The sequence below is a fragment of the Hydrogenophaga intermedia genome (assembly GCF_000723405.1).
Lineage (GTDB): Bacteria > Pseudomonadota > Gammaproteobacteria > Burkholderiales > Burkholderiaceae_C > Hydrogenophaga > Hydrogenophaga intermedia.
This window is the reverse complement of record NZ_CCAE010000014.1, coordinates 76243-90893: the sequence shown is the minus strand read 5'-3', so window position 1 is coordinate 90893 and position 14651 is coordinate 76243. Positions and strand designations below refer to the sequence as shown.

Here is a 14651-nt window from a genome sequence, read left to right as displayed (position 1 = left end):
CCCGCACCGCGTCCGGCACCACCGCCTCCCCCTGCGCCCGCCCCCGCGCAACAGCAGGCCGACATCGCCACGCAAAAGGCCAAGGAAAAAGAGAAGCAGGAACGCGAACGCGCCGAGCGGCTGGCGGCAGAGAAAAAACTGGCAGCGGAAAAGGCCGCGGCCGAGAAAGCGGCAGCCGAGAAGAAAGCCGCGGCGGAGAAGGCCGCGGCCGAGAAGAAGCGCGCCGAGGCCGAACGCCAGGAGAAACTCGCCGAGGAAAAGCGCGAGGCCCAACGCAAGGCCGCGCAGGAAAAGCGCCAGGCCGAGCTGCAGGCACAACTGCGCAAGGAACAGCTCGATCGCATGATGGGCCAGGCCGGCGCCAGCGGCTCGCCGCAGAGCACGGGCGCGGCCCAGCAGTCCAGTGGCCCCTCGGCCAGCTACGCCGGCAAGGTGGCCGCGCGCATCAAGCCCAATGTGGTGTTCACCGAATCCGCGCCGGGCAACCCGCGCGCCGAGGTCGAGGTGCGCGTTGCCCCTGACGGCACCATCACCGGCCACAAGCTCGTCAAGAGCAGCGGCAACGCCGCCTGGGATGAGGCCGTGCTGCGCGCCATCGACCGCACCGCTACGCTGCCGCGCGACGTCGATGGCCGCGTGCCCCCATCGCTCGTGATCGGCCTTCGGCCGCTGGATTGATCGCGCCGCGCATCGACGTGCGCGCCAGACGAAGCGGCGGCGAGCACGCCGCCGCCTCCCGTCAATCGAACACGATCTCCGCCCGCTGCTCGTGCGCCTGCGCCGTCCAGCTGGCCAGCGCCGCGTCGGTGGGGAAAAACAGCGCCCGGTCGTCCAGTTGCAGTTCACAGCGCGCCCCGTCGCGCTGCAGCGCCAGGCGCACCGGCAGGCCGCGCACGAACTCGCCCTGATCGCTCATCTCGCGCTTCGGCGGGAATTCGCGCACCAGTTGCGCCACCGACGGCGCGTGCCCGTTGACCGCCACGCGCAGGTACTTGCCGAAGCGGCAGCGCGCGCTGGCCAAGTCCCACACCTGCTGAATCTTCAGCCGCAGGCCACCCGAGAAGCGGTCCGGCTGCGCCACCGCCTGCACCACGATCAGCTCGTCGTCCTTCAGCAGCGCGCGGTGCGCGTTGATCAGGTTCTCGTCCGCGCTGGTCTCCAGCACGCCGGTCTTGTCGTCGATCTTGAACAGCGCGAGCTTGCCGCGCTGGCCGTTGATGACGCGGAAGTCGGTCACGATGCCCGCCAGGATCACCGGGTCGCGGCTGTCCACCACGTCCACCAGGCGCGTGCGCGCGAAGCGGCGCACCTCGCGCTCCACCTCGTCGAACAGGTGGCCCGAGAAGTAGAAGCCGATGGCACTCTTCTCGAGCGTGAGTTTTTCCTTCACGCCCCAGGGCATGGTCGCCACCAGGTCGGGCTCCTGCGTGCTGGAGCCATGGTCGTCACCGCCCAGCATGTCGAACAGGCCGCCCTGGTTGGCGTTGGCCTGCGTGGTGGCCGCGTACTCGAAGGCAATGTCCAGCGTCGCCAGCAACTCGGCGCGGTTCAGATGCAAGGCGTCGAACGCCCCGGCCTTGATGAGCGCTTCCACCGTGCGCTTGTTGATGCGCGTGCGGTCCACGCGCAGGCAAAAGTCGAACAGGCTCTTGAACGGGCCCGTCTCCTGGCCATTCGGGCCTTCGCCCCGGCCCTCGCGCGCGGCCACGATCGCCTCGATCGCCTGCTGGCCCGTGCCCTTGATAGCGCCCAGGCCGTAGCGGATGAGCTTGTCCGTCACCGGCTCGAAGCGGTAGACACCACGGTTCACATCGGGCGGCTCGAAGGCCAGGCCCATCTTCTGCGCGTCCTCGAACAACACCTTGAGCTTGTCGGTGTCGTCCATCTCCACGGTCATGTTCGCGCAGAAGAACTCGGCCGTGTAATGGACCTTGAGCCAACCCGTGTGGTACGCCAGCAGCGAGTACGCGGCCGCGTGCGACTTGTTGAAGCCGTAGCCCGCGAACTTCTCCATCAGGTCGAAGACCTCGTCGGCCTTGTCCTGCGGGATGTTGTGCGTCTTGAGCGCACCGGCGCGGAATTTCTCGCGGTGCTCGGCCATCTCCTCGGCCTTCTTCTTGCCCATGGCGCGGCGCAGCAGGTCGGCGCCACCGAGCGAGTAGCCGCCCAGGATCTGCGCCGTCTGCATCACCTGCTCCTGGTAGACCATGATTCCGTAGGTCTCGCTGAGCATGTCGGCCACGGCCGGGTGCGGGTACTCCACCACCTCGCGCCCGTGCTTGCGCGCCACGAAGCTGGGGATCAGGTCCATCGGGCCCGGGCGGTAAAGCGCGTTCAGGGCGATCAGGTCCTCCAGGCGCGTGGGCTTGGCGTCGCGCAGCATGCCCTGCATGCCGCGGCTTTCAAACTGGAACACCGCTTCCGTCTGGCCGCGCGAGAACAAGGCGTAAACCTTGGGGTCGTCCAGCCGCACGTCCTCGAAGCGAAAGTTCTCCTGCCCCTTGTGGCGCTTGACGATGAACTCGCGCGCGATCTCCAGGATGGTGAGCGTGGCCAGGCCCAGGAAGTCGAACTTCACCAGGCCGATGGCCTCCACGTCGTCCTTGTCGTACTGGCTCACGGCCGATTCGCTGCCCGGCTGCGCGTACAACGGGCAGAAGTCGGTGAGCTTGCCCGGCGCGATGAGCACGCCACCGGCGTGCATGCCCACGTTGCGCGCCATGCCTTCCAGCTTCTGCGCCAGCTCGATCAGCGTCTTGACGTCCTCTTCCTGGCGCACGCGCTCAGCCAGCACCGGCTCCATCTCCAGCGCGTAGTTGTTCTTGTCGCCCTCTTTCTTGGGCACGGGCGGGTACTGCAGCGTCACGCTCATGCCGGGCTTGTTGGGCACCAGCTTGGAGATGCCGTCGCAGAAGCCGTAGGACAGGTCGAGCACGCGGCCCACGTCGCGAATGGCGGCGCGCGCGGCCATGGTGCCGAAGGTGGCGATCTGGCTCACCGCGTCCTTGCCGTACTTCTGCTTGACGTAGTCGATGACCCGGTCTCGGTTGCCCTGGCAGAAGTCGATGTCGAAGTCGGGCATGGACACCCGCTCCGGGTTCAGGAAGCGCTCGAACAGCAGGTTGTATTGCAGCGGGTCGAGGTCGGTGATCTTCAACGCATAGGCGACCAGCGAGCCCGCGCCCGAGCCGCGGCCCGGTCCCACCGGGCAGCCGTTGTTCTTGGCCCAGTTGATGAAGTCACCCACGATCAGGAAGTAGCCCGGGAAGCCCATCTTGAGGATGGTGCCGATCTCGAACTCCAGGCGCTCCACGTAGCGCGGGCGCTGCTTGTCGCGCTCGGCGGCGTCGGGGTAGAGGTGCGCCAGACGTTCTTCCAGCCCCTCGAAGGAGGACTGGCGGAAGAAATCCTCCATCGGCATGGGCACGCCATCGATGAGCGGCGTGGGAAAGTTGGGCAACTGCGGTTTGCCCAGCACCAGCGTGAGGTTGCAGCGTTTCGCGATCTCGGCCGTGTTGGCCACGGCGGATGGCAGATCGGCGAACAGCGCGGCCATGTCGGCCGCGGGCTTGAACCACTGCTCGCGCGTGAATCGGCGCACGCGCCGGTTGTTGGCCAGGATCTCGCCCTCGGCAATGCACACGCGCGCCTCGTGCGACTCGTAGTCGTCGGGCCCCAGGAACTGCACCGGGTGCGTGGCCACCACCGGCAGGCGCAGGCGTGCGGCCAGTTGCGCGGCGGCCACCACGTGGCGCTCGTCATCGGCGCGGCCGGCGCGTTGCAGCTCGATGTAGAAGCGGTGCGGGAACATCGCCGCCAACGTCAGGGCGTTGTCGCTGGCGCGCTGCGCGTCGCCGGCCAGCAGCGCCTGCCCCACCGGGCCAGCCTGCGCGCCAGCCAGCAGGATCAGGCCCGCGCTGAGTTCCTCCAGCCACTCGCGCTTGAGCACGGCCTGGTCGCGCACCACGTTGCGCGTCCAGGCGCGCGCCAGCAGCTCGCTGAGGTTGAGGTAGCCCTGCTTGTCCTGCACCAGCAGCAACACGCGCGGCAGCGGTGGCTGGTGGGCGCCGGGCATGGCGTTCGGGGTCTCGTCGGTGAAGCCCTGCAGCAGCACCTCGGCGCCGATGATGGGCTTGACGCCGGCGTCGCGCCCGGCCCGGTAGAACTTGACGGCGCCGAAGAGGTTGTTGAGGTCGGTGATGGCCAGCGCGGGCTGGCCGTCGGCGGCCGCAGCGGCCACGACGTCGTCGATGCGGTTGGTGCCGTCGACGATGGAAAACTCGGTGTGCAGGCGCAGGTGAACGAACATGCACCCGATTCTAGAAGGGGCCTTCTGTCCCCCTTTCAGTGCCCGATCAGTCCTTGAGGATGTGCAGCACCTCGGAGCGGAACTCCCGGCTGTAGAGGATGGCCGCCACCACGGCGGTGGCGATCACCATGGCCAGCGGCGAGACGAACCAGCCCAGCAGAGCAAACGAAAAGTAGTAAGCGCGCAAGCCATCGTTCATCGTTTCCGCGGCCGAGGCCACCAGCGACGCCGCCCGGTCCACGTAAGCCACGCGTTCGAACTGGCCGGAGGCGAAGTCCTCCGGCGGCGGCATGGAGCCGATCACCAGGGCCACGAAGGTGTACTGCCGCATGGACCAGGAAAAGCGGAAGAACGAGTACACGAAGATCGCCACCAGCACCAGGATCTTGAACTCGAAGACGATCAGCGTGGTCGCCTGAGCGAAGGGGATCTCGCTCATCAGCTCCGTGGCCTTGTCGGTGGTGCCCAGCAGCGCGAACAGGGCACCGACGATCAGGATCGAAGTGGAGGAGAAGAAGGCCGGCGTGGTCGACAGGTTCTGCGTGATGATGCCGTCGAGCATGCGCGGGTCGCGCGCGATGGCCTGCTCCATCCAGTAGCGGCGGTAGCGGTTGGTGGTGCGCAGCAGCGAAGGCCGGGTCTTGGCCCAGGCTTTCGCGAAGAAGGCGTAGCCGATCCAGATGGAAAAAAAGCAGACCAGCGCGAGCCAGTCTGCCCAGGGGAGGATGCTGATGATCTTCATGAGGGCGCGATGCTACGCCTCATGAAGACCGGCGCTCAAGCCTTGAACCGCGCGGCAATCGCCGCCACCCGCTCACCGAACAGGCGCGCCGTCTCCAGGTCGCCCGGCAGCATGTCGTTCGCGCCCGCGTCCGAGGGGCTTTGCGCGATGGCGCCGCTGTACGACACGAGGTAGTTCACGTCGTTGCGCTGCGCCCCCTTGGTGTTGGCGGGCATCAGGCCCTGGCTCACCCAGATCATGCCGTGCTGCATGGCCAGGGTGAACAGGGTGTTGAGCGTGGCCTGCTTGTCGCCGTTCATGCCGGCGCTGTTGGTGAAGCCGGCGGCCAGTTTGTCCTTCCACTTCTGCGCGAACCAGGCCTTGCTGGAGGCATCGGCGAACTTCTTGAACTGCCAGCTCACGCTGCCCATGTAGGTGGGCGAGCCGAAGACGATGGCGTCGGCCGCGTCCAGGGTGTCCCAACCGCCTTCGGGCAGGTTGCCATCGGCGTCGATGGCGATGAGCTCGGCCCCCGCGCCGTCGGCCACCGACTGCGCCATGCGCTGGGTGTGGCCGTAGCCGGAGTGATAGACGACAACTACTTTGGTCATGGAATGGTTCGCTCAGGAGGCGGTAGGAAGGATCAGTTGCCGCGCTTGGCGTCCATGCTGAATGCTCCGGCGCCGTGGGCCGCGATGGCCAGCAGGCCGCCGACGATGGCGATGTTCTTGTAGAACATGAGCGACTGCATCATCTGCGCCTCGGCCGGCATGGACCAGAAGGCGTGGAAGAAGAACGAGGCCACGAGCGTGAAGATCGCCAGCACCAGCGCGGCCGGGCGGGTGAACAGGCCAATGATCAACAGGATCGACGCGCCGACCTCCACCAGGATCGCGATGGCCGCCCCCACCTCTGGCATGGGCAGCCCCACCGAGCCGATGTAGCCGGCCGTGCCCGCGAAACCGCCGATCTTGGAAATGCCGGCGGGCAGGAACAGCAGGGCCATCAGCAGGCGGGCCAGCAGGGCGAGGGGGTTTTGCAGTGCGGTCATGGAAATTTCTCCAGGGTTGAGGGAACAGGGGGGAAATCAATGAGCGAGGTCGAACACCAGCACTTCGGCGTCGGTGCCCTTCGCGAGGGTAAGCGAGGTTTCACCGTCCAGCACGGCCGCGTCGCCACCAGACAGGCGCTCGCCATTGACCTCGAGCTCGCCGCGCACCAGGTGCACGTAGGCCTTGCGTTGCGGGTCCAGCGCGATCTGCGCCGATTCGGCGCCGTTGAACAGGCCGGCGTACATGGCGGCGTCGGCGTGGATGGTGACGGAGCCGTCCTGGCCATCGGGTGAAGCCACCAGGCGCAACTGGCCGCGCTTCTCGGCATCGGCGAAGCCTTTCTGCTCGTAGCTCGGCGGGATGCCGCGCTGGTTCGGCTCGATCCAGATCTGCAGGAAGTGCGTGGTGTCGTTGGGCGCGTGATTGAACTCGCTGTGGCGCACGCCCGTGCCCGCACTCATGCGCTGCACGTCGCCGGGCGGGATGCCCTTGACGTTGCCCATGCTGTCCTTGTGCGCCAGGTTGCCTTGCAGCACGTAGCTGATGATTTCCATGTCGCGGTGGCCGTGCGTGCCGAAGCCGGTGCCCGGGGCGATGCGGTCTTCGTTGATCACGCGCAGGTTGCCCCAGCCCATCCAGGCGGGGTCGAAGTAGTCGGCGAAGGAGAAGGAGTGGTAGCTCTTGAGCCAGCCGTGGTCGGCGTAGCCTCGGGCGTCGGAGCGGCGGATCTGCATCATGGCGGTCGTCCTTTCTGCGTGGGGCCAGCGGGGCTGGCATGGGCTGAATTCTGGGGACGGCGACCCTCTCGCGGGCCGCAGGGTTTTGATGGCATCATTCAAATTCTTTGAATACAAACACCCCCTGATGCCTCCTCCCATCTCCGCCCGCAGCGCCCTGTCCGCCGAGAACCTCGCCCTGGTGGAGGCCGTGGCGCGGCTGGGCAGCATGGCCGCCGCGTCGCGCGAGTTGGGCATGGTCCCCAGCGCCCTCACCTACCGCATCCGCCAGATCGAGGACGCACTGGACGTGCTGCTGTTCGACCGCAGCGCGCGCCGCGCCATGCTCACCTCGGCCGGCGAGGAGTTGCTGCGCGCGGGCGAATTCCTGCTCAACGAATTCGACGCCGTGGCGCGGCGCGTCAAGCGGGTGGCCACCGGCTGGGAGCCGCAGTTCACCATCGCCGCCGACGCACTCATCTCGCGCGCCACGCTGTTCGAGCTGTGCGAGGCCTTCTACGCCACCGGCGCGCCGACGCGACTGCGGCTGCGCGCCGAAACGCTCTCGGGCACGCTGGAGGCGCTGCAGAACGGCCTGGCCGACCTGGCACTGGGCGTGGCGGCCGACTCGGTGGGCCCGGGCCTGCATGCCGCGCCGCTGGGCACCGCGGGCTTCGTCTACGCCGTGGCGCCGCACCACCCGCTGGCGCGCCTGGAAGGCACCCTGACCGAAGAACACATGCGCCAGCACCGCGCCGTGGCCGTGGCCGACAGCACCCAACGCGGGCGCGGCGTGAGCCACAACCTGCTGCCCGGCCAGGACGTGCTGACCGTGCCCACCATGCAGCACAAGCTGGAGGCGCAACTGCGTGGCCTGGGCGCGGGCTTTCTGCCCACGCCGCTGGCCCAGCCTTACATCAACGCCGGGCGGCTGGTCGTCAAGCCCGTGCAGCAGGGCGAGCGCAGCTTTCGCGTGGCCTACGCCTGGCGGCAGACGCGGCCCTCGGTGAACAACGCGCGCGCGCTGCACTGGTGGCTGGACCACCTCAAGCACGCCGGCACGCGCGAAGCACTGCTCGCAAACCACCACCAGACTTAGGAAGCACCCCCGCCGCGCTGCGCGCGACCCCCTCAAGGGGGCGGCGCCTGCGGCCCGGCAAAGCCGGTTCCGCGGCACCCCTGGAGCGCTGCTACATTCGCCGAATGACTTCACGCCCCGCTCCATCTTCGCGCGCTCCCTTGCATGTCGCCGTGGTGGGCGCGGGCATGGCGGGCGTCACCGCCGCGCGCACGCTGCTGCAGGCCGGCCACCGCGTCACGCTGATCGACGCGGCCTCCACCGTCGGTGGGCGCATGGCCACGCGGCGCACCGAGTTCGGCGGCTTCGACCCCGGCGTGCAGTACTTCACCGTGCGCGATGCGCGCTTCGAGCTGGCGCTGCGCGCCACCGCCACCCGCGCCGTGCGCGCCTGGAGCGCCAGCACCGTGCGCGTGCTCGACGAGTTCGGCCACGTGCTGGCCAGTGCTCCGCCTCCCACAGAACCGCACTTCGTGGCCGCGCCGGGCATGAACGCCCTGGTCGCGCTGTGGGCGCAGCCGCTGCTCAAGCCCGAAGCGAACGGCATGCCGGGTGCGCAGGCGCTGCTGGACACGCCGGTCTCGCACATCGAACGCGACGCCCTGCACCCCGAGCAATGGCAACTGCGCACGGCCGACGCCGACGGCGGCCAGCGCGTGCTCGGTGGCTTCGACCGCGTGGTGCTCGCCATTCCGCACCCGCAGGCGCATGCGCTGCTGCTCGCCTCAGGCCTGGCGCCCGAGCTGCGCCAGGCGCTTGCCCCCGTGCACGTGGCGCCGTGCTGGACGCTCATGGTCGCCTTCCCTCAGGCCATGCAGCCCGGCCTGTACCACCTGGGCCCGCAGTGGAGCGCGGCGCGCAGCACGCACCACCGCATCAGTTGGCTCGCGCGCGAATCGAGCAAGCCCGCGCGCGAGCCCATCGAGCGCTGGACGGTCCAGGCCAGCCCGGCCTGGTCCACCAAACACCTGGAAGACGACGCCGAGCGCGTGAAGGCCAAGCTGCTCAAGGGTTTCGCCGAGATCACCGGCATCCGCGCCACGCCGCCCTTTGCCGAGGTGCAGCGCTGGCGCTACGCGCAGACGCAAACGCCGCTGGGCCAAAGCCACCTGCTCGACGCCGCGCTGGGCATCGGTCTGTGCGGCGACTGGTGCCTGGGTCACCGGGTGGAAGACGCCTTCGTCTCGGGGCTGGAGCTGGCGCTGGCGCTGGCCTGAGGCGCGGCCTGCGGCCCGCGGCGGCGCCGGCCGATGAGGGTTTGCAAAGGAATTGGCCCACCCAGGGTGGCACCAAGCGTGCGTCCCGCCCTGGCCACCGGGACCGTTCACGCTCCGCGACCGGCCCACGCGCCCCCGATCCCGGCACCATGCATCCCTTCGGCAAAGACTCCACCAGAAGCAGCAGAACCAAGTCGATCTCGACGCCCCTCAACCCGGGCGGCGGCGACACCTCAGGTGCCACGGCCACCAAGCCAGGAAAATTCAACCAGTTCCTGGGCTCCATCGGCATCAACCCGGCCGAATCGCTGCACCTGCCCAGTCGAAAGGGCCCCGTCATTGCCGACCTCGTGCAATGGGGCCTCACACAAGTTCAGGCAGAACGCATCGCCAGCCAGCCTGGCTATCTTGCTGCCCACAGCCCTGCGCTGGCCGACGAGTCGTGCTGCATCGACATGGCGAAGACACCCTGGACGCCCACCACGCGCACACTCCTGCGGGCAGACGAGAAGAACCTGCTCACCGTCTGCCTGGCCTGGGCGGCAGTGGCGCCCGGCAAAGCGTGCCAACTGATCAATGCGGCATTGCCCTTGCTGAAGGACCCGGCACTGGCGCGCAGCCTCCTCGTCGAGCGCGCCGATCAACTCGCCGAGGGCATCGACCCCAGGAACGCCGAACAGATCGGCGAGGCCATCGTGAAGCTGGCCGAGGGCGGATGGGCCACGCCGAACAGTCGGGGGTTCGTGCCGGAGGACGTGCGCGTCACCCTTGCGGCGCTCGCCAACCACATCCATCCGCTGGAGGGCCTGCGGGTGAAACTGCAAGACGCGCGGCTGCGCGTGGAGAGTGCCTCACTCGACCAACTGCCCGACCTCATGGATGAGCTGCTGGAGCACAGCGCCCAGGCCATGCAGAAAAGCCACAAAGACGTTCCAGGCCTGCTGATCGACATCCGCAACCTCGCCGATCGTGTGGCCCAACGGGCCGATACGCCAACCCTGCGTGACAAGGCCCGACAACTCAATGCCGATGCCCAGCGGTGGCGTGTCCGGCGGGCAGAAAAGCACATGAAGGACTGGTTGAGCATCGAAGCCGGCCACGACCTCCAGACCGGCGCGCCGACGGTGAAGGTGACGGTCAACGCCCACAGCCCGCTGTTGAAGGACAACAAGTCCAGAGACGGCGCCCAGAAGTGGTTTCGCGAGTGGCTGCGTGCGCAACTGGAAATGCCCGAGGACATCGGCCTGTCCTGGACAGCGCTGATGCACGATGTGATCCACCCCGTCGCCGGTGATCCACCCGGCGACGCCTGGCTCAGCGCCGAGCACTGGGTGGAGTTCAAGCTGCGGCAGGCCCAGCGCGGCGGAGACTGGGCACGGGTCAGTGACCACCTGGGCAGCGCCCGGGCCGGCGCCATCGGAACGAAACCATTGCAGCAGGTGCTGAAGAAGCTCCCCGAGTGCGTGGACCCGGCGCCGCGATCGGCGATGCTCAAAGCCATGCTCCCGCACTTGCCCCCTCAGAAATCCGACCCGGCGTTGCACGCGCAATTCCTGGGTGAGCTGTGGCACCTGGCCAGCGCCCAGGCCCCCGCAGGCGGTGAACTCTGGCAAAGCTACCTGGGCCGCTACCCGCTGCAGGCGGTCGACACCGCGGGCCCGTTCGCCGAGTACGTGATCGGCCTCCTGGAAGACGCCCAGACCGGTACCGCCGAACAGCGCCAGGTGGCGGTCATGAAGTGGCTCCTTCGGGAGTTTCCCAAGCCCCGCGCGGGCACCCAATGGCTCACCTGGGAGCCCGCCTGCCGCGCCCTGCTGGACGCCGCGATCGCGCAGGTGCAAGACGCGAACGTGATCGCCGACCTGCTGCTCCGCTGGCTCCCCCTGATGGCCCAGGTGCCGACGGAAACGCGCCTGGCCGACACCGAGCGGCAGTTCACCCTGTTGCGCCACGCATTGCAGCGTGTGCCCATCAACGCCCGGACCGCCCTCCTAACGCGCATGGACGCCACCCTCACCGAGCAATGGAAGCTGTGGCGGGAGAATCGATCGGCCCGCAAGGAAAAGGAACTTCCGCCCTTCGAACTCATGGCACTGCACGGGGCTGTCCGGGCGCAGTTGCAACGGCCAGACAGTGGCGAGCCCTCGCGGGAAGAACGCGAGTGCCCGGTGAATCGGCTGGTGGCCTTCTTCGTGCGGTGGTCCAAGGGCCTGGAGTTGCGCGCCAATGGCCAGAAAGAGGAAGCGACAGCGGTGATGACGGATGCGAATACGATGTTCCGCGTCGACTCGCTGCAGGAGTACGGCGACATTCCAGTCGCGGCGCGCGAGAAGTACCAGCAACTCAGCGACGAGTTGAAGGCAGCCAGGAAGCGGCATGAGTATTGAAACCACCGAACTGGCCCGCCTGCTCGGCACCGAACCCGGCTTCACCGCCGACGCCGACAGCGGGTCGTCAATGGTCAGCGGCCTGCTCGACCGCCACCATCCCATGGCATGGCGCTGGCTCGACAGGTTCGGGGCCATCGAGACCCTCACCCTGTTCCCGTCCCTGCCGGTCGAGGCGGGCGAGCTGCCGCCGTGGCGCGACCCGGGCTGGTCCGTTGAATGGCGCGACTCGCCCGATGGCGACGCCCTGACCCTGTGGTGGCACGCCGCCCGGGGCGAGGCCATGCTGGTCTCGCAGATCCCGTTCGGCGAGCTGCGGGCCGACACCGTGGCGCGCACGCTGCGCCTGCACCGCGACGGGCTCGGTGTCTGCCGACTCCGCACGCGCGACACGGAGTCCGCGCCGGCGCAGCCGCTGCGGGAGGTGGCCTGGCCACAGGCAAGGGCCATGCACCTGGGCTTCGCCTGACGCACCCCTTGCACGCGCCCCCCTCGCGACACCACCCCATGCCCTACCGCGGACGCTTTGCCCCCTCGCCCACCGGCCCGCTGCACGCCGGCTCGCTGGTGGCCGCGCTGGCCAGTTGGCTCGACGCCCGCGCCCACGGCGGCACCTGGCTCGTGCGCATCGAAGACGTGGACACCCCGCGCTGCATCCCCGGGGCCGACCGGCTCATCCTCGACCAGCTCGCCGCCTGCGGGCTGGTGAGCGACGAACCCGTGGTGTGGCAATCGCAGCGCGACACGCTGTACCAGGCGGCGCTGGACCGCCTCATCGCCCAGGGCGCCGCCTACCCCTGCGCCTGCTCGCGCCAGGACATCGAACGCGCCTTGCTGGCCAGCGGCGCGCCGCGCGAGCGCCACCACGCGGCCGTGTACCCCGGCACCTGCCGGCCCGAGAACGGCGGGCTGCAGGGCCGCTCGCCGCGCGCCTGGCGCCTGCGGGTGCCCGACGCGGCGCGGGTGGACTGGACCGACAGCCGCCTGGGCCCCCAGTCGCAGGACGTGGCCCGCGACGTGGGCGACTTCATCCTGCGCCGCGCCGACGGCCTGTGGGCCTATCAGCTCGCCGTGGTGGTGGACGACGCGGCGCAGGGCATCACGCACGTGGTGCGCGGCGAGGACCTCGCCGACAACACGCCGCGTCAGATCCTGCTGCAGCGCGCGCTCGGCCTGCCCACGCCCCTCTACCGGCACACGCCGCTGGTGCTGGGCGACAACGGCGAGAAGCTGAGCAAACAGAACGGCGCGCAAGCGCTGGACCTGAGCGATCCGCTGGCGGCGCTGAACGCGGCGGCGCGGGTGCTGGGGCTGCCGGCGCGCGCGGGCACGGTGGGCGCCGTCGATGCGGTCCTGCGCGATTGGACGGCGGACTGGGCCGCGCTCACCGCGCGTGCACCCCGACCCTGAGCCCACCACAGCACCGGTAGTGAACGTTCGATGAGGATTGTTTGCGCGCGCGCAGCGCACACAGCCGCGTCCTCCCGCCACGCGCACCCGACATGAGCAACAAAAACACCACCACCCAGAACATCAGCGCGCGCAGCTTCTCGCGCAACGTCCTACCGGACCCGCAGACCGGCACCCGCCGCACCGTGAAAAGCACGCCGACCCGAGAGGTGGCCAAAATCTCCGCCCAGCGGATCCAAAGGCTGCTGCAGAACGACCCGCCTCCGTTCTCCCAACTGCCGGCGACGCAGGACGAAGCCCCCCTACTCGCCATCGACAGGGATCTGGACGACATCTGCCTTCAGATCGACAAGCTCCCGCGCGAGCAACTCATCGGGGGAGTAGGCGTGAACCTGGCGCAGCGACTGCTGGACCTGTTCGATGCGGCCAGACGCACCTCACAACCCGATCTGATGCGCAAGGCAGCCGGCCTGGCGCAGCAGTTGTCGCACGTGATCGGCCCCGACCCCCGTGGCGCTGCGGCTGTGGTGCCAGCAATGGTCAACCGCATCGCGTCCGCCCTCGCCCACATCGAGCGCCACACGGTCGGCGACTGGCTCGAGCTCCAGGTGGACGGCGATCCCGCCGACGGGGCTTGCACCCTGGTGGGCATCCAGCTATCGCTCGACACCCCGCAACTGGCCAAAGACGCCGGCCGCCAGCGCGCGCGCGTGATGTTCGAGGCCTGGGTGGATGCCCACCTGCGCGACCCCAACGGCCTCACCTGGAAAGAACTCCTCCAGGTGATAGGGACGGTGGAACGGGGGCTGGGCTGGACGTTCGACACGCAGCAGTGGCTGCGCCTGCAGACGATGGAAGCGCGGCGCAGCCAGGACATCGGCCTGTTGCTCGCGTCGTTGACCGCGTGGAACGCTGGTCCCATTGACGCCAACAGCCTGCACAACGTGCTCGAACTCTGTCGCACCGCCGGCCTGCCCGACACAGCCCGGGCCGAACTCATCGAATGCCTGCTGCCCTTGCTGCCCCACCCGGGCGCCGATGTCGCGATCCATGACGAGTGCATTTCTGCCATACAGCGCGTTGACAACGAGACCACGCGCGGGCAATTGATCAAGAAACACGCCGAGCTGCACCCGTCCAGCGTGCCCACGCGCCTGCCCCGCGCACTCAACGGTCCCTGGCGCAAGCGGTGCCAGGACCTTGTCGGCGCGCTGGCGCACCAATGGACGCAGTCGCCCAACAGCGCGCCGGACATTCTGGCGACCGTGCGCCGCCTCTCTGCCTTCGTGGACGGCAACGACGCCAACACCGTGGAACGCCAGTTCCTGTTACTGCGCGACCTGTTGAACTCGCTCGACCCCAGCCAGCGCGCCGCCTGCCTGGCCGATCTGCAAGCCGCGTGCGAGGACGCCATCCAGGACGCCCGCATGCCGTCCTCCGGCCACTGGTCAACCGCCACGCCACCCGTTCTCGCGGGACTGCGCGGCGCCCTCCAGGCGCTGGCCGTCATCCATCTCGGGTCCGACATCCCGGACCGCCTCGACGAAGCCCTCCTGACCGAGTGGATGGTGGCCCTGCACGTCGAGTCCTTCCAGCCGGAGCAAGCCTCCCTGCTGTTTCGCCGCATCCGCTTCGCGTACCGCACGAACGTGCCCTCGACCGTGGCCGATCAGAACGCACCGCCACTGAGCCCGCTATTGCGCGAGCTGTTCGCCCTGCACGGCCTGCCAGAATGAATGGCGCCGGGCGGGCCACCTACAA

The 14651-nt window shown here is 68.7% G+C and carries 12 protein-coding genes; 7 read left to right on the top strand and 5 right to left on the bottom strand.

The window, feature by feature from the left end:
- A partial coding sequence (gene tolA, locus BN948_RS10965) for a cell envelope integrity protein TolA (protein ID WP_035621643.1) occupies positions 1-678 on the top strand: 678 nt, incomplete at its 5' end.
- 61 nt (positions 679-739) lie between these two features.
- On the opposite strand, the gene dnaE is transcribed toward tolA, so the two are convergent.
- Genes dnaE through BN948_RS10940 form a run of 5 tightly spaced genes read right to left on the bottom strand, consistent with a single transcriptional unit; the run spans position 740 to position 6819 of the window.
- Positions 740-4309, bottom strand: a complete 3570-nt coding sequence (gene dnaE, locus BN948_RS10960) for a DNA polymerase III subunit alpha (RefSeq protein ID WP_009518966.1) — start codon at positions 4307-4309, stop codon at positions 740-742.
- Between the two features lie 46 nt (positions 4310-4355).
- Entirely contained in the window at positions 4356-5051 is a 696-nt protein-coding gene (locus tag BN948_RS10955; protein WP_009518965.1) for a DUF599 domain-containing protein, read from the bottom strand.
- 35 nt (positions 5052-5086) lie between these two features.
- A complete protein-coding gene (locus BN948_RS10950) occupies positions 5087-5641 on the bottom strand; it encodes a flavodoxin family protein (RefSeq protein WP_009518964.1) in 555 nt (184 codons plus the stop codon).
- A gap of 32 nt (positions 5642-5673) precedes the next feature.
- The gene (locus BN948_RS10945; protein WP_009518963.1) at positions 5674-6081 is read right to left on the bottom strand and encodes a DoxX family protein; all 408 of its coding nucleotides are present in this window, start codon (positions 6079-6081) and stop codon (positions 5674-5676) included.
- A 36-nt stretch (positions 6082-6117) separates the two neighbouring features.
- Positions 6118-6819: a pirin family protein gene (locus BN948_RS10940; RefSeq protein WP_009518962.1), complete on the bottom strand. Its 702-nt coding sequence runs from the start codon at positions 6817-6819 to the stop codon at positions 6118-6120.
- Between the two features lie 127 nt (positions 6820-6946).
- On the opposite strand from BN948_RS10940, the gene BN948_RS10935 reads away from it, so the two are divergent.
- The 6 genes from BN948_RS10935 to BN948_RS10910 all read left to right on the top strand — a co-directional run bounded on the left by BN948_RS10935 (position 6947) and on the right by BN948_RS10910 (position 14626).
- On the top strand, positions 6947-7897 hold the full coding sequence (locus BN948_RS10935; protein ID WP_035621674.1) for a LysR family transcriptional regulator: 951 nt from the start codon (positions 6947-6949) through the stop codon (positions 7895-7897).
- A gap of 104 nt (positions 7898-8001) precedes the next feature.
- Positions 8002-9093 carry an NAD(P)/FAD-dependent oxidoreductase gene (locus tag BN948_RS10930; RefSeq protein ID WP_035621640.1) on the top strand — a complete coding sequence of 364 codons (1092 nt, stop codon included), beginning with the start codon at positions 8002-8004 and terminating at the stop codon, positions 9091-9093.
- Positions 9094-9242: 149 nt separating this feature from the next.
- Complete coding sequence (locus BN948_RS10925; protein ID WP_035621637.1) at positions 9243-11480, top strand: hypothetical protein; 2238 nt, start codon at positions 9243-9245, stop codon at positions 11478-11480.
- The gene (locus BN948_RS10920) at positions 11470-11949 is read left to right on the top strand and encodes a hypothetical protein (protein ID WP_009518958.1); all 480 of its coding nucleotides are present in this window, start codon (positions 11470-11472) and stop codon (positions 11947-11949) included. The genes BN948_RS10925 and BN948_RS10920 overlap by 11 nt, the downstream gene beginning before the upstream one ends.
- Positions 11950-11987: 38 nt before the next feature.
- The gene (gluQRS, locus tag BN948_RS10915) at positions 11988-12890 is read left to right on the top strand and encodes a tRNA glutamyl-Q(34) synthetase GluQRS (RefSeq protein ID WP_009518957.1); all 903 of its coding nucleotides are present in this window, start codon (positions 11988-11990) and stop codon (positions 12888-12890) included.
- A gap of 92 nt (positions 12891-12982) precedes the next feature.
- A complete protein-coding gene (locus tag BN948_RS10910) occupies positions 12983-14626 on the top strand; it encodes a hypothetical protein (RefSeq protein ID WP_009518956.1) in 1644 nt (547 codons plus the stop codon).
- Positions 14627-14651 lie beyond the last annotated feature (25 nt).

Bases quoted from the DNA above. Each gene is read 5' to 3' on its own strand.
- BN948_RS10950 (WP_009518964.1), bottom strand. From the start codon at position 5,641: ATGACCAAAGTAGTTGTCGTCTATCACTCCGGCTACGGCCACACCCAG.
- BN948_RS10925 (WP_035621637.1), top strand. From the start codon at position 9,243: ATGCATCCCTTCGGCAAAGACTCCACCAGAAGCAGCAGAACCAAGTCG.
- BN948_RS10920 (WP_009518958.1), top strand. From the start codon at position 11,470: ATGAGTATTGAAACCACCGAACTGGCCCGCCTGCTCGGCACCGAACCC.
- BN948_RS10930 (WP_035621640.1), top strand. From the start codon at position 8,002: ATGACTTCACGCCCCGCTCCATCTTCGCGCGCTCCCTTGCATGTCGCC.
- BN948_RS10935 (WP_035621674.1), top strand. From the start codon at position 6,947: ATGCCTCCTCCCATCTCCGCCCGCAGCGCCCTGTCCGCCGAGAACCTC.
- BN948_RS10940 (WP_009518962.1), bottom strand. From the start codon at position 6,819: ATGATGCAGATCCGCCGCTCCGACGCCCGAGGCTACGCCGACCACGGC.
- BN948_RS10945 (WP_009518963.1), bottom strand. From the start codon at position 6,081: ATGACCGCACTGCAAAACCCCCTCGCCCTGCTGGCCCGCCTGCTGATG.
- BN948_RS10955 (WP_009518965.1), bottom strand. From the start codon at position 5,051: ATGAAGATCATCAGCATCCTCCCCTGGGCAGACTGGCTCGCGCTGGTC.
- dnaE (WP_009518966.1), bottom strand. From the start codon at position 4,309: ATGTTCGTTCACCTGCGCCTGCACACCGAGTTTTCCATCGTCGACGGC.
- BN948_RS10910 (WP_009518956.1), top strand. From the start codon at position 12,983: ATGAGCAACAAAAACACCACCACCCAGAACATCAGCGCGCGCAGCTTC.
- gluQRS (WP_009518957.1), top strand. From the start codon at position 11,988: ATGCCCTACCGCGGACGCTTTGCCCCCTCGCCCACCGGCCCGCTGCAC.